Here is a 16,826-nt window from a genome sequence, read left to right as displayed (position 1 = left end):
CTCCAATCGAAAGAAGACCCGCAGATGAACTCCGCAGCAAACGAAGCATCCACCATCCCGGCAGACATTGAAGCCATGAGCTACGAGCAGGCCCGGGACGAACTGGTTTCCGTGGTTGGCCGGCTTGAAACAGGAGGCGCCTCACTGGAGGAATCACTGGCCCTCTGGGAGCGCGGCGAGCAGCTTGCCAGCCGTTGCGAATCCTGGCTGGAAGGTGCCCGCCGCCGTCTCGATGCCGCCCGCGAACAGGCGCAGGCCGAGTAGCCCTACTGCTTGTAGGTGCTCAGGAACTCCGCGAGCCGGATCATGGCGTCCTCAATGTCATCCACGTTGGGCAGCGTCACCATCCGGAAATGGTCCGGCCGCACCCAGTTGAAGGCTGTGCCCACTGAAATCAGGATCTTCTGCTGCTTGAGCAGGTCCAGGGCAAACTGTTCGTCGCTGGCGATCGGATAAACCTCCGGGTCCAGCTTCGGGAACAGGTACAGGGCACCCATGGACAGCTCACAGCTCACACCGGGAATGTCATTGAGCATCTTGTGGGCCAGGTCGCGCTGCGCCTTGAGCCTGCCGCCGGGCAGGATCAGGTCATTGATGCTCTGGTAGCCGCCCAACGCGGTTTGGATGGCGTGCTGGGCCGGAACATTGGCGCACAGACGCATGTTGGCAAGGAGGTTGATGCCCTCGATGTAGTCCTGGGCCTCATGCTTCGGTCCGGAGATGGCCATCCAGCCGCTTCGGTAGCCGGCAATCCGGTACGCCTTGGACAGGCCGCTGAAGGTCAGGCACAGGACGTCCTCGCCGGTGACGGTGGCTGAGTTCACGTGCACGGCGTCGTCGTACAGGATCTTTTCGTAGATTTCGTCCGAGAAGATGATCAGCCCGTGTTTGCGGGCCAGATCCACGATCGCCTTGACGATGTGCTCCGGATACACCGCACCGGTGGGGTTGTTGGGGTTGATCAGGACAATCCCCTTGGTCCGGTCGGTGATCTTCGCTTCGATGTCCTCAACGTCGGGCCACCAGTGCTGATCCTCGTCGCACATGTAGTGCACTGCGGTGCCGCCGGCCAGTGAAACCGAGGCGGTCCACAGCGGATAGTCCGGTGCCGGCACCAGGATCTCATCACCGTTGTTCAGCAGTGCCTGGAGCGAGAGCGTAATCAGTTCGCTCACGCCGTTGCCGAGGTAGACGTCGTCCACGTCGATGTTCTGGATGCCGCGGCTTTGGTAGTACTGGACGACGGCGGTGCGGGCCGAGAAAATGCCGCGGGAATCGCTGTATCCCTGGGCCTTCGGCAGGTGGCGCATCATGTCCACCAAAATGGCTTCCGGCGCCTCGAAACCGAAGGGAGCGGGGTTGCCGATGTTCAGCTTCAGAATCCGCTGACCGGCTGCCTCCATGCGCTGTGCATGCTCGAGCAACGGCCCACGGATGTCATAGAGAACGTTGTGGAGCTTGTGGGACTGCTTGAATTCGGCCATAAAAACATCGTGCCACAGGCAGGGACCCCTCCCCGCACATGTGAAGCGGAAAAGGGGTCCCGGCAAAGGCGTCTGAGGCGAAGGTTAGGCGACGGTTAGGCGAAGCCCTTTTCCTCCAGCCACATGCGGGCCGCCTCACTGGGATCCATCTTCTGGTCCCCGCTGACCGCCTGGTTCAGCTCGATCAGGTCCTCGGTGGTCAATTCCGCGGACACCTTGTTCAGTACTTCCGCAGCCTGGTCATTGACGGCCTGCGAGGAGGCCAGCGGAACCACCTGCTGGGCGGGCCAGTTCTGCTTGGGGTCCTCCAGCACCACCAGGTCATTTTCTTCAATGGCCGGTGTGGTGGTGTAGATATCGGCAACCTGAACGTCGTCCTTGAGCAGGGCGTCCACGGTCAACGGCCCGCCGCTGTCACCGATCGGCGTGAATTCCTTGAACTCGCAGCCGTACTTGTCCTTGAGCCCGGCCAGGCCCTGGGCACGCTCTGCAAACTCGGCCGGAGCGGCCAGGGTCAGCTGGTCGCAGACCTCGGCCAGATCCTCGATGCTCTCCAGCGAGTACTTCTCGGCGGTGGCCTTGGTGACCACCATGGCATCCTTGTTTTCCGCGTCGGAAGGCTCAAGGATCACCAGCCCCTCGGGCAGGGCATCGGGCAGCGCATCAACAATTTCACCGGCGTCCACCAGTTCGGTGTCCGGGTCCACCCCCACCAGCAGTGCTCCGGAGTATTCCGGGATCAGGTCAATGGATCCGTCTTCCAGCGCGGGGAGGTAGACCTCGCGTGAGCCGATGCCAAGCTTGGTTTCAGCGGGAATGCCGGCGCCGTTCAGCGCACCGGCATAGATCTCCGCCAAGGTGCTGGATTCAGGAAAGTCCGCGGAGCCCACCACAATGGTTTCGGCAGCGCCGGACGCAGCGCTTTCCGACGGCGATTCCGAGGCCAGCGGGTCACCTCCGCCGCCGCTGCAGCCCGCCAGTCCGAGAGCCAGCGTGATGCCTCCGGCCAGAACGGTCAGTCCTCTGGGCCGGGCGATCCGGCGCTTGTGCTGCGTCATTGTTTTCCTCCTTGTGAGCCGGCAACAGCTAATCCGCCGCCGCCGGTGGGTGTGGTTGAGGTTGGGGCTGCGGTACCGGCCGCGGCTGTGCGGCCCTTCTGCAGCCCGGGTGAAATCAAAAGCCGTGCGGCCAGCGCAATCACGGCATCCACGGCAAGCGCCAGCAAAGCGATGATGACCGCACCCCCGAAGACCCTGCCGTAGTCACCGACGGCCAGTCCGTCGATCAGGTACCGTCCAAGTCCGCCAAGATTGATGGTGGCTACTACTGCGGCGGTGGCCACCACCTGCAGCGTGGCACCCCTCAGGCCGCCGAACAGGACCTTCAGCCCGTTTGGGATCTCCACCCGGAGCAGGATCTGCAGTTCCGTCATGCCCATGCTGCGCGCCGAGTCCACGATGCTGCGGTCCACGGCGGCAATCCCGGAATACGTACCTGCGAGCAGCGGCGGTACCGCCAGCAGGACCAGGGCCCAGATGGGCGGCATGAGGCCCAGGCCTGCCAGGAGCACAAAGAGGGTCAGCATGCCCAGGGTCGGCAGGGCACGGAGCAGTCCGGAGATGGTCACCACGGCCAGCTGGCCGCGTCCGGTGTGCCCGATGAACAAGCCGATCGGCACCGAAATGGCCGCGGCGATCAGCAGCGTCAGGCCGGTGTACTGCAGGTGTTCCAGGGTGCGGATGGGAATTCCGGCGGCCCCGGTCCAGTTTGCGGGATCAGTCAGCCATTCCCAGCCCTGGCCCAGGGCATTGGTGGAGGTGTACTCGGTGCGGGGAATCGTCACGGGCATGGGACTATGCCCCCTTCACGGCGACGTCGGGTGCCGCAACCGGGATGCCGCCCGGGGCCGCGTCTGCGGGGGCGGCCGCGGACGTGCTGCCCCGCCTGCGCCGGCGCAGCCCGAACAGACCCGGGGAGGCTGCCGATACCCGGCCCGCGCGCAGCCAGGGCGTCAGCGCACGCTGCAGCAGGACAAACACCAGGTCCATCAGGAAGGCCAGGACCAGGGTGGCAACAATGCCCACCACAATTTCGGTGATGAAGTAGCGCCGCAGGCCGTCCCGGAAGAAGAAGCCCAGGTTCTCCACTCCGATGAGGGCTCCCACGCTGACCATGGAGATGTTGCTGACCGACACCACGCGCAGCCCGGCAATCAGGACCGGCACGGACAGCGGCAGGTCCACGGTGAGGAAGCGGCGCAACGGCCTGTACCCCATGGCCACGGCGGCCTGCCGGACGCCGTCATCCACGGAGTCGAAGGCATCAACGGCCACGCGCAGCATGAGCGCGACGGCGTAGATGGTTAGCGCAATGATGATGTTGCTGATGTCCAGGATTCGGGTTCCGAGGATGGCCGGCAGCGTCACGAACAGTGCCAGGGACGGAATCGTGTAGAGCAGCGATCCGGCGGCAAGGATGGTGCCGCGGACACGGCTGCTGTTGCGGACCAGCGCTGCCAGCGGCACCGCTATGAGGATACCCAGGACCAGCGGCACGATGGACTGGTACAGGTGCAGTCCGGTCAGCCGGAACACCTGGTCCGTGTGGGAGAGGAACCATTCCATGTCAGCCCGCGCTCCGCTGCAGCCTGGCCTGTTCGATGAGGTCCAGCACCTCTGCTGCCCGAATGGTTCCCGTGACACGGTTTTCTCCGTCCACGGCCACGCCGAGTCCCGCGGGCGAGGACAGTGCGGCGTCGAGGGCCTGGCGCAGGGTCTCCCCCTCACGGTAGAGCGATCCTCCCGGAACCAGCTGCTCCGGAGCAGTGACCGAGTTCCGGCGGGAGGCCGGCACCCAGCCCAGCGGCCGCCCGCCGTCGTCGACCGCGAGCGCCCAGTTCCCTTCCACGGCGGCCGCGGGATTCGCCAGCTGGGCGGGGGTCAGGAGCTGCACCGGATGCAGCGGCACGCCGTGTCCGGCTTGGAAGGAAAGATGCCGGAATCCCCGGTCCCGCCCCACGAAGCCGGCCACAAAGTCATCCACCGGTGCGCGCAGGATCTCTTCGGGTGCCGCGTACTGTGCCAGCCGTCCGCCCGCACCGAAAACCGCAACTTTGTCTCCCAGGATGGTTGCTTCATCAATGTCATGGGTGACGAAGACGATGGTTTTTGCCAGGTCCCGCTGCAGGCGCAGCAGTTCCTGCTGCAGTTCGGCACGCACCACCGGGTCCACGGCGCTGAAGGGCTCATCCATGAGCAGCACGGGAGGATCGGCGGCGAGCGCACGGGCTACACCCACCCGCTGCTGCTGTCCGCCCGAAAGCTGGGCCGGGTACCGCCCGCCCATCGTTGACGCCAGTCCGACGACGTCGAGCAGTTCCGCGGCACGCTTCCGGGCAGCGTCCTTGGACTGCCCGTTGAGGCGGGGAACGGTTGCCACGTTGTCCAGCACGGTGCGGTGCGGCATCAGGCCCGCAGACTGCATGACGTATCCCATGGACCGCCTGAGCCGCGGAGCCTTCACCCCGCTGACGTCGTCGCCGTCCACCGTGATGGTCCCTGACGTGGGTTCCACCATGCGGTTGATCATGCGCAGGGACGTTGTCTTTCCGCAGCCGGAGGGTCCAACAAAGACGGTGACGGCACCGCGGGAGATGTCCATGCTCAGGTTCTCCACGGCGGGCGACGGCGAGCCGGCAAAGGACTTGGTGACACCGCGGAAGGTGATCATCGGTTCGGCGGCCCGCGGGGCGGAGTCCGGCAGGGTCATGGGGAAACCTTCCGTTTTTGGTGCGGGAGTCCCGCCTGTGGCTGCGGGGGTTCCGCAGATGGGCCGTCCTGACGTGTGTTCACGGTAGGACACCCGGTGGATGTAGTCCAGCAGATCATTCGGAACGGACAGGCGTGCGGATGGCTGCCAGCTTCAGCCCTGCCTGCACCAGAGGGGTCGGCCCCAGCTCCGGTACACGGTCCAGCGGCACCCAGGCCGCCTCGTCGGTGCTGCCGTCCAGCTCGTGGGTCAGTGTTCCTGACAGGACACGGGCACGGTAGATGATCCGCAGTGCGTGCAGCAGGTTTCGGCTCTGGCCCGGGAACCGGTGCTCCGGTTCAATGAAGATACTGTCTACCCCCAGCAGCTCCCCGGGTTCCACAATATAGCCGGTCTCCTCGCGGACTTCCCGCACGACGGCGGCGGGCGCGTCCTCGCGCACCTCAAGTCCCCCGCCGGGCAGGGTCCAGCCGGAGTACCCGTGGTCACGCCAGTGCGAGAGAAGGATGCTGCCGTTGCGGATGATGACGGCGTAGGCGGCCACTCGGGTGTCGAAACTTTCAGCCACGCCGGACATCCTGTTCAACCAAATACCGCACGCCGTACACCGGGTCCTGGTCCAGGAAACGGATGCCGGTCAGTCCTGCGCGTTCCAGGTCCTGCCGCAGCAGGTCCTGAAGCAGCGGCTGGTTCATGCCAAGACCACCGCCGACCACCACGGGCCCGGAGATGTCCAGCAAACGGGCGGTGTCCGCAGCCAGCCCGCCGAGGCGGCGTGCGGCTGCGGCCACAATCTCGGCGGCGGCGGCGTTTCCCTGATGAACGGCGTCGAAGACCACAGCGGCCTTCGAGGCCCAGTACCGGCGTCCGGTGTCGGCGGCGTGGAACCTGGCGATGAGCTGCTCGGGATCGGTCACGGAGCAGGCGGCCATGAGCGCTGCGGACAGCTCATCCGGCTGCTCGCCGAGGTTGAATCGGCGCAGCGTATGGCGGACTGCTTCTCGTCCCATCCAGTAGGCGCTTCCCTCGTCTCCCAGAAGATAGCCCCAGCCGCCGCAGCGGGCTTCGTCCCCGGCGGGGTTGATCCCCCACGCCACGGAGCCGGTACCGGCAATCAGAGCGACGCCGGCCGGCGTCTGTCCCGCCGCCAGGACCAGGCGGGTGTCATGGATGACGTCCACCGTTGCGTCCGGAGCATACGGGCTGATCAGCGCCCCAAGCGCAGCGGCGTCGTCTGCAGTGTCGACGCCGCCGGAACCGGCGATCACGCGGTCAACCGTGGCGGTGCCGAGGGCGGTGAAGATTTCAGCGAGGCTGGCAGCAGCCTGCGCGCGAGTAACGTTCTGGACATTGGCGCTTCCGCTTACCGCTTCACCGGAGGGAACCCCGTCGATGAGGAGCAGCCCCCGGGTTTTGGTTCCGCCAATGTCCAGCCCAATGGTGATCTGGCCGGAACCTCCGCCTTGGGTTCCGTGGATAGTGTCCATCTGTCCACCCTACTTTCCTGCAGCGGCAACCGGCACGTCCGGAGCAGTTTCGGTGCGTCAGTAACGTTCCCGGGAACGGTGCAGAAGGTCTTCCGCAGCGGCGAGCGTTCGCTCCGCTGCTTCAGGTCCCCGCCCTGCCGCACCGGCCACGAGGGTCAGAGCCACGGCTGCCGCCCGGGAGTAGAGGGCTGCGGGATCCGTTTCGGCGGCAAAGGCCCGGGCAAACCGCTCGGCGGAGGACCGCAAAGCGGGGTTCAGCGGGTTGACCGCCGCAAAAACAAACAGGTGCCCCGCGAAACAGGCGAGGTCATCCACCAGGCGGCCCGGGCCCAGGGCGTCCACATCGAGGATTCCGCTGATCCTGCTCCCGGCCGGGCCGACGTCGACGAGGATGTTGCCGCCGTGAAAATCACCGTGTGCGGGCACCAGCGGGCCCGGATCAGTACCGTTCACCGCGGCATCGATCTCACGGGCAGAGCGGGTGATCCGTTGCTCCCGCTGCGGGAGCGCGACGGCGGCTCCGGCTGCGTAGTCCACGATTCGTTCGGCCCAGGCGGGTCTGCGGGGAAAGGTGAGGGCGTCCGTCGGAAGTCCCGCGAGGAGATCGAGCAGCAACTGCGGATCAAGGTCGGCCGGGGACCCGTTCAGGTGCTGATGCAGGGAACGGCCGGGAAGAGCCCCCAGCGCCAGGATGCTGTCCGGCTCCGGAACGGTCCCGGCGGGCAGGTCCAGCAGCGCAGGTACCGGAAGCCCCGCGGCTGCAGCCGTCTCCAGCCGGCGGCGCAGCCCCGGGGCCTGCCCTGGCTGCAGGACTTTGAGGAAGGCAGTGGCGTCTTCGAAGGTGCTGCGGATGACTGCACGCCGCAGCGGCCGGTATGCCGTCAGCGTCAACGATGCCGCGGCGTTCGGTGCGGCATCAAAGAGGTCACGGGCAACGGCTCCGGGGTTGGTGGCCCAGGCCAGGCCCGGGAGCACCGGATCGCGGGGATGGACCCAGAGCCTCACTGCCGTACCGTCCACGGAGCCCCGCACTGTCCGGAGGCTTTGCTCCGGGGTCAGTGCTGCGGTGGTGGCGCCCACCTGGAGTTCCACGGGCAGGGCCGCGCTGCCCCCTGTCCCGCGGCGGGGTTCTGTCTGGACCCGGTAGAGGGCGCTGATCCCTGCGCCCGGACGGTGGTGGGTGCGAAGGTGGCGCCAGGCCACGGGCACCAACCCCAGCGGGCGCAGCACGGCCTTCAACGGTCCGGACATGCCCGGACCTTCCAAACGCGATTTCTTAAGCGCGGCGGCGCTGGAGCACATCGTCGAGATTGATTTTGCCCGCCCCGGGAACGGCAGCGGGGGCACCCCCGGCACGGAGGGACGGGCGGCCGGCAGGCTTGGGAGTCCGCGGCGGAACAAGCGGCTCCGGTGCCGGACGCTGGGCCACGGGTGCTTCCACATAGATCGGCTTGGGCACTGCAATCGGCTCCCACGGGGTCGCGGAGGTTTTCGGCGGACGCGGAGGACCCTGCGGGGCGGAGGCCGCAGCGAAACTGAGGGCGGCACTGCGCAGTTCCGCTGCTGTGAACGGGTGGCCGGCGGCACCGGGCGCCGTGGTCACTGCGGTCTTTGCCGAAGCTCCGGTCCCGGCGGATCCGCTGCCGGCGCCCGGGGTGCTTTGAGCGTCAAACAGAACTGTTTCCCGCTGCGCCCGGGCGGGTTCCGTAAAAACTTCCTGCGGATCATCTGCCTCGTACTCCGGCTGCGGTGCGTACACCGGTGCCTGGCGGCTGCCGGCGCTCATAGCGGCCCGGAAGGCTGCCTCGATGCGGCGCCTGCGGTCCCGGACCGTGAGGGCACGAAGCGAGGCGACCGCGGCTGCAGCCAGACCGGCTGCGCCCAGCGGCAGCCACCACGAAGCCGCGCCGAATGCGGCCAGCGGCAGTCCAAGGACAACTGCGGCCAGGGACAGTGCGCCGATGAGGGCCAGTGCGGTGCGCCCGTAACGCACGCGGAAAACCGGCGTCGAACCCTGGGTCCCGTGCGGTGCACCCGCGGACGGTGTCCGGGGTGCATGGTTTCCGGGCAGGGCAGCGGATTCGCGGTTCGAGGTGGACTCGTTGTACATGGTGGTGTTTCCCTGCTGGGACAGTCCATCAGCGGAGATGGAAGAGCGGATGGCTGTTGAGGAGGGAGCCGGGCCAACCGTTGAGCGGGAGGCCGGCACCGGCACGGTGCCCGAAAGGCGGAAAATATAGGGCGCAACCCACAGCAGCCAGAGACCAACGGTGACGGCCAGGATCAGGGAGCTGTTAAGAGGGAAGTCCACAACTACGACGTTATGAGCTAATGCACAGCTGATTGCGCATTAGTGCCGGTGTGTCGGAGTTCCGTCTCGAAAAAGCACACATCACCGTCATGATCGGGCCAGCCAGCGCGCCAGCAGACCTTCGGGAACATCTTCGGTGGTAAGGGCGAAACTGCGGTGATCCGCCCATTGACCGGCAATGTGCAAATATCTTTTCCGGAGTCCTTCGTCACGGAATCCCAGCTTTTCCACAACGCGAAGACTGGCGGCGTTCTCCGGTTTAATGTTGATTTCCATCCGGTGCAGTCCAAGGGCGCCGAAACAGTGGTCGGTAGCCAGCGCAACCGCTGTGGGCGCGATCCCCCGGCCCGCCCTCGCTTCGTCCACCCAGTACCCCAGGGTGGCCATCCGGGCGGACCCCCAGACGATGGTGGACACCGTCAGCTGCCCGGCGATCGGCGGCGCTGAGCGGAGCCCCTCGCGTTCCGTGATGAGGAAGGGGAGCGCCGATTCCTGGCGCGCCTGCTGGTTCAGGCTGCGCACCATGGCCGCATAGGACGGAAGATCGCCGCCGGGAAGCGGATTGCTTGCTTCCCAGGGCGCCATCCATTGTGCATTGCGGATGCGGAGGTCCGTCCACTCGCGCCGGTCACGGTAGCGGATGGGGCGCAGCCCAACGTCGCCGCATTCCAGCGTCACCGGCCAGATGGCCGACCCCCGCACTGCATCAGCTTTCGAGCGTACCGGTGAAGTCCTTGAGCCATTCGCGCAGGTCCGGGCCCAGGTCCTCACGTTCGGAGGCCAGCGTCACTACGGCTTTCAGGTAGCTCAGCTTGTCGCCGGTGTCATAGCGGCGGCCGCGGAAGACGACGCCGTACACGCCGGCACCTTCACCCTCTTCCCGTGCGGCCAGGGTCTGCAGCGCATCGGTCAGCTGGATTTCTCCGCCGCGTCCGGGGCCGGTTTCCTCCAGCACATCGAACACAGCCGGGTGCAGGACATACCTGCCGATGACGGCCAGGTTGGACGGTGCGTCGGCAACATCGGGCTTTTCAACCAGCTTGTTCACACGGACGTAGTCTTCGCCTTCGACCACGGAGATGTCGGCGCAGCCGTAGGCGCTGATCTGCTCGGGCTCCACCTCGATGAGGGCGATCACCGAACCGCCGGTTTTCGCCTGGACCTCGACCATCCGGGCCAGGAGTTCGTCACGGGCGTCAATAAGGTCATCACCGAGGAGCACTGCGAAAGGCTCGTCGCCGACGTGAAGCTTGGCGCGCAGCACGGCGTGCCCCAGACCCTTGGGGTCACCCTGGCGCAGGTAGTGGATCTCACCCAGTTCGGAAGCAGCCCGCACCAGTGCGAGCTTTTCGAGGTCTCCCTTGTCTTCCAGCGTCTTCTCGATAAAGGGGACGCGGTCAAAGTGATCTTCAAGGGATCGCTTGTTGCGGCCGGTAATCATCAGGATGTCGGACATACCGGAATTTACGGCTTCCTCCACCACATATTGAATGGCGGGCTTATCCACTACCGGCAGCATTTCTTTCGGCATCGCTTTGGTTGCCGGCAGGAACCGGGTACCCAGCCCGGCTGCGGGAATTACGGCTTTGGTTACGGTGGCGCGTGAAGTCATGTCCGTAAGAGTACATAAGCCCAACCCCATTCCACCAAATACACGCCATTTTCCGACCGCTGTTGGGACAATGGGCGGATGCCACACTCTGCTGCGCCCAAGGACCAGGCCCGAAACGAATATCGGCGGCGCCGGCGCGAGCTGCCGTCCGCCGCTCCGCTGGAAGCCGGCCGGGCTCTGGCGTCCCGCGCTTTCACAGTCATCCCCCGCCTGGTATCCCCGGCTGCCACGGTGGCGGCGTACCTGTCCGCCGGACGCGAACCTGACACCGGTCCGCTGCTGGCAGAGCTGCACGCAAGGGGGTACGACGTCGTCGTTCCCGTCTGCGAGCCGGACCGCCGGCTCTCCTGGTGCCGCTGGACGCCCGGGTCCCGTCTTGTTCCAGGACTCTTCCCGTCCGTTCCCGAGCCTGCCGGCCCCCGGCTGCAGGTACAGGATCTCCCAAACCTCGAGCTGCTCCTGATCCCGGCCCTGGCCGTTGATGCCCGGGGAATGCGCATGGGCAAGGGCGGCGGTTATTACGACCGGTTCCTGGCGGGTTTCAGGGCGGCCGGCAACAGTGCCCCCGCGGTTGGCGTGGTCTATGACGAGGAATTTGCCCCTGCCGGGTCCTGGATGTCCGATTCCCTGGACCAGCCGGCGGACGCGGTGCTAACCCCCTCACAATGGACGGCCCTGCCGCTGGAGCCGGTGTATAGTTAGCACTCAAGGGCACCGAGTGCCAGCCGGATCTGGCACTAGCCAGCTACTCATCCGGGCAGGGGCCCTGACATCTTGGTTTTCAGGAGGAGTAAGTAACAGTGCCTACGTATGCCTATGCCTGCAAGGACTGCAGCCACACATTCGATATCCAGCAGTCCTTCACCGATGACACCCTGACGGTTTGCCCCGAGTGCAGCGGCAACCTGAGGAAAAAGTTCAACAGTGTAGGGGTGGTGTTCAAGGGGTCGGGTTTTTACCGCACTGATTCCCGCGATGCCAAGAGCACCATTCCGGCTGCTAAGGGCAAGACTGACAGCGCATCATCCACTTCCTCTGCTGCTGCTTCCTCACCGTCACCGGCGACTTCCTCCGCCTCCGCAGGATCCTCCGGGTCGTCCTCGGGCACGGGCTCCTCAGCCGCTTAGCGGACGGCCCCAACGCTCCTCCCCAGCGCGTCCCGGGGCGGGAACTTTCCCCAGCTGGGGAACGCCCCCGCGCCCTGGCCGGTTGTCCGGGTCTAGGTTCGGTGCGTGAGTCCCTACCCCGCATCACGTCCCCGTCCAGCCCCTGCCCTTCGGCTGCGGATGAGACGATTCCTGCTCCGCCGCCGCCGCCTGCTCGCAGCCCTGTTGTTCTGCGCCGCCGCCGGCACCGCCGTCCAGGCACTGCTGCCCCCTGCCGCCGGTGAGGTTTCGGTTGTCGTCTCTGCCGCGGATCTTCCGGCGGGAGCGGTGCTCACTTCACGGGACCTCCGGACCATCACGGTTCCGGCAGCGGCCGTGCCGCCGGGTTCCTTTGCAGCGCCCGGTCAAACTGCCGGCCGCCGGCTCGCCACGGCCCTGCAACAGGGCAGTCCGGTGCTGCAGACATCGCTTGTGGGGTCCGGACTGCTGACCGGCGCTCCCCCTGGTTCGGTGGCGGTGGCGGTCCGCCCTGCCGATCCCGCCATGGCAGGCCTCTTGGTACCGGGCCAGTTGGTGGATGTTGTCCTGGCGGGGCCGGACGGGCTGCAGAACCCGGATGGCCCCGTTCTTCTCGCCGCCGGAACCCCCATCCTGTGGACGGCTGCTGCCGACGGTGCTGCCGCCTGGCCGGGTTCCGCCGAAACCGATGCCTTAGTGGTGCTGGCGGCCGCACCGGATCAGGCGGCCGCCCTTGCCGCCGCCTCAGGATCCGGCCAGGTACACCTCGTCCTCACCGGGGGCTGAACCTTCCCGGCTGTTGCGCAGGGCTGTCAGTCCCAGTGGGGCGGGCGCTGTTCCAGCAGCCAGGTGTCCCGGTCTTCCGGCTCATCGCCCCACACCCGCGGGTCGTCCTCCACTGCCTTGGCCTTCAGCTCAGGCGGTACTTCTTCCTTGCGTGCCGGCAGCGGGCGGGGGACGGTGCCCCCGCTCGCGCGGCGGTGTGGCTTGCGGGGCGTCACGGCCGCGGTGCCTCCCGGTTTGATTCATCCGGATCCGTCTCGGGCGCAGGTGCTGCGGTTGTGCGTTCCTTGATTCGGCTGCTGCCGTGCGGCGTCGAGGGGATGTTGCCGCGGCGGGCAAGCGACCCGCTGACGGACGTCCCCACAGTCTTGACCGGCTTTCCTTCGCCGTCCTTAAGTGCCGGCAGGTTGAGGTAGCGTCCCACCAGGTCTGCGCAGGCTGACGGATCGCTGAAGACCTCAATGGTCCACAACGGCATGTAGCGCCAGCCCAGACGTTCCAGCAGCTGGGGCCGCAGCCGGCTGCGTTCGCGCACGCTCATGGTCCGGTACCGTTCGGTGCCGTCGGACTCGATCGCCATCGGCACGGCAGGTTCACCGCCGGTGCTGCTCCGGTCAACGGTGGCCACAATGTCGATGGCTCCCTGGTAGTGGTCCCACACTCTGGCGCCGCGGGCCCGCAGCCGGTTGACGAGGTCAGCCACCAGCGGGTCCTCTTCCATGATCCCGCCTGCCGGATTGTCCGCTCCGCGGGATGCCGGGCCTGACTCGGGAGCAAGGCCCTTCTGGGCGGGGGAAGGCGCCGGCTGGTCCAGTTCCCTCTTGATGAGGTCGTAGAAATCCAGGGCCCCGTAACCGAGACGGGACTTGTCCAGGTCCTCCGGCCGGAAACAGGTCAGGACATGCAGCCGGCTGCGGGCACGGGTCATGGCGGTGAGGAATTTGCCCCGCCCGTCGGACGCGGACAGCGGCCCGAAGGTGTGCAGTGCACGGCCGTGGGGAGTGCGTCCGAACCCGAGGGAGAAGATCACACTGTCTCGCACCAACCCTGCCGCGCGGTCCACGGGGACCACCCGGAAGGATTCCTTGCCCGGAGTGAAGAAGTCCGAGGCCCAGGGGAAATTGGCCATCTGCACCCGGATCGCCTCGGCAACCCGGACGGCGTGCCGCGGGCTGGCCGTGACGACTGCCAGTGACTCGTGCGGGCGGCGGCGGATGTGCTCGAATACCAGGTCAACAACGCGGTTAACCTCGGCGGCCACGCTTTCGACGCCTTCGTGCTCGGAGCTGGGCATGCCGGTGCCGTCCGCCAGGTATTCGACGGTGAGCGGACGTCCGCCGGAGGAAACCTCGGCACCGCGCGGAACCATGGTCAGGCGGCCGTCATAGAAGCTGCGGCTGAGCTGGTTCATGAGTGCGCGGTCGGTGCCGCGGTACACGGTGGACAGGGTCCGGGTCGGCAGGACCGCGTCCAGTGCTTCGAAGACGCTGACGAGCTCCTGCTCCTCCCCCGCCGGCCGGGAGGGTTCAACGCCAATCGTGAACGGCCGCGGACCGCCGAGCTGCCCGTCGCCGAAGGCGATGACCTGGGTGGCCCGTGCCAGGGCCGGCACCGCGGACTGCAGGGAAGTGGATTCCGCGTCAAGGACAAGGACGGCGTCAAAGGACCGCGTGCCGGGCAGCACCATCGGCAGGACCAGCGGGCTGGCTGCCCAGACCGGCAGCAGCGAGGAAACCAGCTCGGTTGACTGCGTGCACAGGTCCGGCAGGGTGAGCGGGCCGTTCTTGATGGCGTCGCGCAGGGCGGCCGCTTTGGAAGGCGCGGCCTCAACGCCGCGGCGCCACCTTTCGGCGAGGGCAAACCGCACCCGGGCGCTGCCGGAGGCAATGTGTGCGTTGTCCGCCAGCCGGTACTCGGCTTCGAGCCGGCGCAGGCTGTCGCCGTCGGACATTGCCAGGTAATCGTCGCCGCTGATCATCGCTTCAAGGGCCGACTGCCACCAGGCAAGTTCCAGCTCGTAGCCAACATGCCGGGGCTGGACTTCGCGGGCTTCGAGGTCATCCAGCAGCTCGCCCAGTCCCTGGCCGCGCATCTCGTCCAGCAGGAGGGTGCGTTCGGGCAGGGTGTCCAGCGTCTCGCGGTCCCCCGCCAGCGCATCAAGCTGTTTTTCCAGCTCATCCAGCGTCAGCTCGGCGAGGTTTGGCTTGGCGGGTGTCCCGTCAAGAATGCCGGTGAGGGTGTCCAGCTGTTCCTTGACCGTGATGTAGGACCGGTTGATGTCCGCCAGCCCGGTGGGCACAGAGGGGTGGCGCTGGCTTGTTGCATAGCGGCCCCAGACGGCGCGCTGCTGCTGGACCTCAACCAGCGAGGAGTGCAGGTCTGAAATGTGCACGCCGGGCCGGATGTATTCCTTGGCAACCCGCCGCAGGCGGGAACGGGTCATGGAGCTCATGTCCACGGCACGTTCACGCCGCCAGGACGAGGACGCCGTGGCGGAAATCAGGTCGCTGACCGGACGGTCGAAGATATCCGGAGTGAACTTGTCCAGGCTTTCACGCACCGCAACCAGCAGCTCCAGCTGCTCGCCCCACTGCGCGAAGGTTTCACCAAGGCGGATCTGTGAATGCTCGGCAACGGACTGCACCTTTGCGCGCAGCTCGGGGAGATCCCGGGCCAGGCTTTGGGTGAGCTCGTACGCCTCTTCCGTTTCCTTGCGGTTGAGCAGCTTGGCGCCGAACCACGGGCTGGTGGTGGCGGCACGGCTGAAGCTGCCCAGTTCAGCAGCCCGGCGCAGCCTTCCGGTCAGCTCGGTCCGGTCCGTGATGCTGTCCAGGACACTGCGCTTGAGCCGGACGGTGGTGGCCGGGGCCGGGTCCATGGAGGTGAGTTCCGCCAGGGACTGCATGGCCTGGTAGGGCGAGCAGCCCCAGCGCTGGCGCACGTTGTGCAGTGACTTGACGTGGTCGCGCAGCTGGTGCCGGTTGGACACCAGGACCTTGTGCAGGCTTTCCAGGTCCGGGTCCGCGGCCTTTTCGTTGCGGACGATGGCCCGGATCAGCTGATCCTTCAGCTGCTGCTCAGTGAGGCCGGCGTTGATTTGGAGCACGGCGGACCCCAGGTGCAGGGCATCCAGTTCGGAGACAAACTGGTTCAGCGTGCCGCGGCGTTCGGCTACCACGAGCACGGACTTCCCGGCATGGACCAGCGCAGCAGCGGCATTGAGGGCCGTTTGGGTCTGTCCGGTACCGGGCGGCGTGGAGACCACCAGTGACTGGCCGTCCAGAATCAGGTCCAGTACGTCCTGCTGTTCCTGGTCGGCGTCCATCACCAGCAGTTCATCTGCCGGGAGCCGGTCATCCAGCGGCGGCAGTCCCGGGTCATTGATCTCCGGGACAGTGCGGCCCGTTCCGCGTGCGGAGTCCATCAGGGCGCGCAGGATGGGGTGCGCGGGATCCAGGGCGCTGTCTTCGGCCGGATCCGACAAGTCAGCGAAGGTGGAGACCAGGAGACGGTGTTCGATGTTGATGCCGCGGACGCCCTCCGTGACGGCCCGCAGTTTCTCCAGGACCGGGTGGGGATCGAACCGGGCGGTGCCGTAGGCAAGACGCGCCAGCGCCTCGACGTCAATGTCCAGGCCCTGTTCATGCTGCAGGTGACGGACAAAGGCAGGGTTCAGGGCTGCCTTGTCGGTAAGCTGCAGCTCATAGTCGTCCTGTGAGGGGTGCACGGTCAGTGAGACCGGAGTGAGCAGGACCGGAGCGGTCAGCGACTCGGGGCGAACAGCGGCGTCAGCGGCATAGCGCCAGGATGCCGTGCCGGCGGCCAGGTAGCCGACGTCGATCCCGCGGTCCGTGCCGAGTTCATAGATCTTGGCGCGCAGGAGGCGGCCGGCCTTCATGGCGGCTCCGTACTGCTCCGAATCACGCAGCAGCGTGGACAGCCGTGTCCGGCGCCCTGCCAGCAGCTGGGCCAGACCCGACGGATGAGCGTGTGTCAGGTCGATGCTGTTGGACGGTGACGGGGTGAAGTGAAGCAACGTGTCCGATCCGGCATGCTGTCCCAGTTGTCCCAGCCACGGCAGCAGGAAGTCCGAGGCGATATCCCCGGGATTCTGCTCAGACACTGGTGCCCTCTTTTCTGCACTTCCGCGCGACGTTCTTGACCAAATTGGCATACCTTCCAAACTATCGCTTTTTGCCGGGTTTACCCGACATAGCAACGCGGGGGACAGCCTGTTCGGCTGTCCCCCGCGGTCAA

General features: G+C 66.5%; 17 protein-coding genes and 1 pseudogene. 4 read left to right on the top strand and 14 right to left on the bottom strand.

Translation table 11 applies throughout. The annotated features are described in order from the left end of the window. Nucleotides 1-24 precede the first annotated feature (24 nt). Nucleotides 25-264: an exodeoxyribonuclease VII small subunit gene (locus QMA10_RS09770; RefSeq protein ID WP_290167882.1), complete on the top strand. Its 240-nt coding sequence runs from the start codon at nt 25-27 to the stop codon at nt 262-264. Nucleotides 265-266: 2 nt separating this feature from the next. On the opposite strand, the gene QMA10_RS09765 is transcribed toward QMA10_RS09770, so the two are convergent. The 11 genes from QMA10_RS09765 to galU all read right to left on the bottom strand — a co-directional run bounded on the left by QMA10_RS09765 (nt 267) and on the right by galU (nt 10,662). After that, complete coding sequence (locus QMA10_RS09765) at nt 267-1,484, bottom strand: pyridoxal phosphate-dependent aminotransferase (protein WP_290167880.1); 1,218 nt, start codon at nt 1,482-1,484, stop codon at nt 267-269. A 95-nt stretch (nt 1,485-1,579) separates the two neighbouring features. After that, nucleotides 1,580-2,542, bottom strand: a complete 963-nt coding sequence (locus tag QMA10_RS09760) for an ABC transporter substrate-binding protein (RefSeq protein WP_290167877.1) — start codon at nt 2,540-2,542, stop codon at nt 1,580-1,582. After that, the gene (locus QMA10_RS09755; protein WP_290167875.1) at nt 2,539-3,333 is read right to left on the bottom strand and encodes an ABC transporter permease; all 795 of its coding nucleotides are present in this window, start codon (nt 3,331-3,333) and stop codon (nt 2,539-2,541) included. The genes QMA10_RS09760 and QMA10_RS09755 overlap by 4 nt, the downstream gene beginning before the upstream one ends. A 4-nt stretch (nt 3,334-3,337) precedes the next feature. Continuing rightward, the gene (locus QMA10_RS09750; RefSeq protein WP_290167874.1) at nt 3,338-4,108 is read right to left on the bottom strand and encodes an ABC transporter permease; all 771 of its coding nucleotides are present in this window, start codon (nt 4,106-4,108) and stop codon (nt 3,338-3,340) included. Between the two features lies 1 nt (nt 4,109). Then, nucleotides 4,110-5,213: an ATP-binding cassette domain-containing protein gene (locus QMA10_RS09745; protein ID WP_290167961.1), complete on the bottom strand. Its 1,104-nt coding sequence runs from the start codon at nt 5,211-5,213 to the stop codon at nt 4,110-4,112. Nucleotides 5,214-5,367: 154 nt separating this feature from the next. Beyond that, entirely contained in the window at nt 5,368-5,820 is a 453-nt protein-coding gene (locus tag QMA10_RS09740; RefSeq protein WP_290167873.1) for an NUDIX domain-containing protein, read from the bottom strand. Next, the gene (locus QMA10_RS09735) at nt 5,813-6,739 is read right to left on the bottom strand and encodes a BadF/BadG/BcrA/BcrD ATPase family protein (protein ID WP_290167872.1); all 927 of its coding nucleotides are present in this window, start codon (nt 6,737-6,739) and stop codon (nt 5,813-5,815) included. Before QMA10_RS09735 ends, QMA10_RS09740 begins: the two co-directional genes overlap by 8 nt. A 57-nt stretch (nt 6,740-6,796) precedes the next feature. Beyond that, complete coding sequence (locus tag QMA10_RS09730) at nt 6,797-7,990, bottom strand: phosphotransferase (RefSeq protein ID WP_290167870.1); 1,194 nt, start codon at nt 7,988-7,990, stop codon at nt 6,797-6,799. Between the two features lie 25 nt (nt 7,991-8,015). Further along, the gene (locus QMA10_RS09725) at nt 8,016-9,050 is read right to left on the bottom strand and encodes a hypothetical protein (RefSeq protein ID WP_290167868.1); all 1,035 of its coding nucleotides are present in this window, start codon (nt 9,048-9,050) and stop codon (nt 8,016-8,018) included. 87 nt (nt 9,051-9,137) lie between these two features. Then, a complete protein-coding gene (locus QMA10_RS09720) occupies nt 9,138-9,752 on the bottom strand; it encodes a GNAT family protein (RefSeq protein ID WP_290167866.1) in 615 nt (204 codons plus the stop codon). Nucleotides 9,753-9,756: 4 nt separating this feature from the next. Continuing rightward, on the bottom strand, nt 9,757-10,662 hold the full coding sequence (gene galU / locus QMA10_RS09715) for a UTP--glucose-1-phosphate uridylyltransferase GalU (RefSeq protein WP_290167865.1): 906 nt from the start codon (nt 10,660-10,662) through the stop codon (nt 9,757-9,759). 78 nt (nt 10,663-10,740) lie between these two features. Here galU and QMA10_RS09710 point away from each other — a divergent pair, with 78 nt between their 5' ends. Further along, nucleotides 10,741-11,364 (top strand): 5-formyltetrahydrofolate cyclo-ligase, encoded by a 624-nt coding sequence (locus QMA10_RS09710; protein ID WP_290167864.1) that lies wholly within the window; start codon nt 10,741-10,743, stop codon nt 11,362-11,364. A 98-nt stretch (nt 11,365-11,462) separates the two neighbouring features. Further along, nucleotides 11,463-11,603 (top strand): annotated as a pseudogene (locus QMA10_RS09705) (FmdB family zinc ribbon protein); the annotation flags it as partial. Nucleotides 11,604-11,617: 14 nt separating this feature from the next. Here QMA10_RS09705 and QMA10_RS09700 read toward each other — a convergent pair. Continuing rightward, on the bottom strand, nt 11,618-11,770 hold the full coding sequence (locus QMA10_RS09700) for a hypothetical protein (protein WP_290167963.1): 153 nt from the start codon (nt 11,768-11,770) through the stop codon (nt 11,618-11,620). A 178-nt stretch (nt 11,771-11,948) separates the two neighbouring features. Between QMA10_RS09700 and cpaB the strand changes: the two genes are divergently transcribed. Beyond that, a complete protein-coding gene (gene cpaB, locus QMA10_RS09695; RefSeq protein WP_290167863.1) occupies nt 11,949-12,572 on the top strand; it encodes a Flp pilus assembly protein CpaB in 624 nt (207 codons plus the stop codon). A gap of 26 nt (nt 12,573-12,598) precedes the next feature. On the opposite strand, the gene QMA10_RS09690 is transcribed toward cpaB, so the two are convergent. Continuing rightward, nucleotides 12,599-12,787: a hypothetical protein gene (locus tag QMA10_RS09690; RefSeq protein ID WP_290167862.1), complete on the bottom strand. Its 189-nt coding sequence runs from the start codon at nt 12,785-12,787 to the stop codon at nt 12,599-12,601. After that, complete coding sequence (locus tag QMA10_RS09685) at nt 12,784-16,743, bottom strand: DUF4011 domain-containing protein (protein WP_290167861.1); 3,960 nt, start codon at nt 16,741-16,743, stop codon at nt 12,784-12,786. The genes QMA10_RS09690 and QMA10_RS09685 overlap by 4 nt, the downstream gene beginning before the upstream one ends. Nucleotides 16,744-16,826 lie beyond the last annotated feature (83 nt).

Source organism: Arthrobacter sp. APC 3897, assembly GCF_030407495.1.
Taxonomy (GTDB): Bacteria; Actinomycetota; Actinomycetes; order Actinomycetales; family Micrococcaceae; genus Arthrobacter_B.
Note: the sequence above shows the minus strand (reverse complement) of the source record. Positions and strands in the feature narration are given on the sequence as shown.

Excerpts from the sequence above, each read along its gene's own strand:
- QMA10_RS09735 (WP_290167872.1), bottom strand. The coding sequence starts at position 6,739 with ATGGACACTATCCACGGAACCCAAGGCGGAGGTTCCGGCCAGATCACC.
- QMA10_RS09685 (WP_290167861.1), bottom strand. The coding sequence starts at position 16,743 with ATGCCAATTTGGTCAAGAACGTCGCGCGGAAGTGCAGAAAAGAGGGCA.
- galU (WP_290167865.1), bottom strand. The coding sequence starts at position 10,662 with ATGACTTCACGCGCCACCGTAACCAAAGCCGTAATTCCCGCAGCCGGG.
- QMA10_RS09710 (WP_290167864.1), top strand. The coding sequence starts at position 10,741 with ATGCCACACTCTGCTGCGCCCAAGGACCAGGCCCGAAACGAATATCGG.
- QMA10_RS09765 (WP_290167880.1), bottom strand. The coding sequence starts at position 1,484 with ATGGCCGAATTCAAGCAGTCCCACAAGCTCCACAACGTTCTCTATGAC.
- QMA10_RS09760 (WP_290167877.1), bottom strand. The coding sequence starts at position 2,542 with ATGACGCAGCACAAGCGCCGGATCGCCCGGCCCAGAGGACTGACCGTT.
- QMA10_RS09770 (WP_290167882.1), top strand. The coding sequence starts at position 25 with ATGAACTCCGCAGCAAACGAAGCATCCACCATCCCGGCAGACATTGAA.
- QMA10_RS09745 (WP_290167961.1), bottom strand. The coding sequence starts at position 5,213 with ATGATCACCTTCCGCGGTGTCACCAAGTCCTTTGCCGGCTCGCCGTCG.
- QMA10_RS09755 (WP_290167875.1), bottom strand. The coding sequence starts at position 3,333 with ATGCCCGTGACGATTCCCCGCACCGAGTACACCTCCACCAATGCCCTG.
- QMA10_RS09730 (WP_290167870.1), bottom strand. The coding sequence starts at position 7,990 with ATGTCCGGACCGTTGAAGGCCGTGCTGCGCCCGCTGGGGTTGGTGCCC.
- QMA10_RS09750 (WP_290167874.1), bottom strand. The coding sequence starts at position 4,108 with ATGGAATGGTTCCTCTCCCACACGGACCAGGTGTTCCGGCTGACCGGA.
- cpaB (WP_290167863.1), top strand. The coding sequence starts at position 11,949 with ATGAGACGATTCCTGCTCCGCCGCCGCCGCCTGCTCGCAGCCCTGTTG.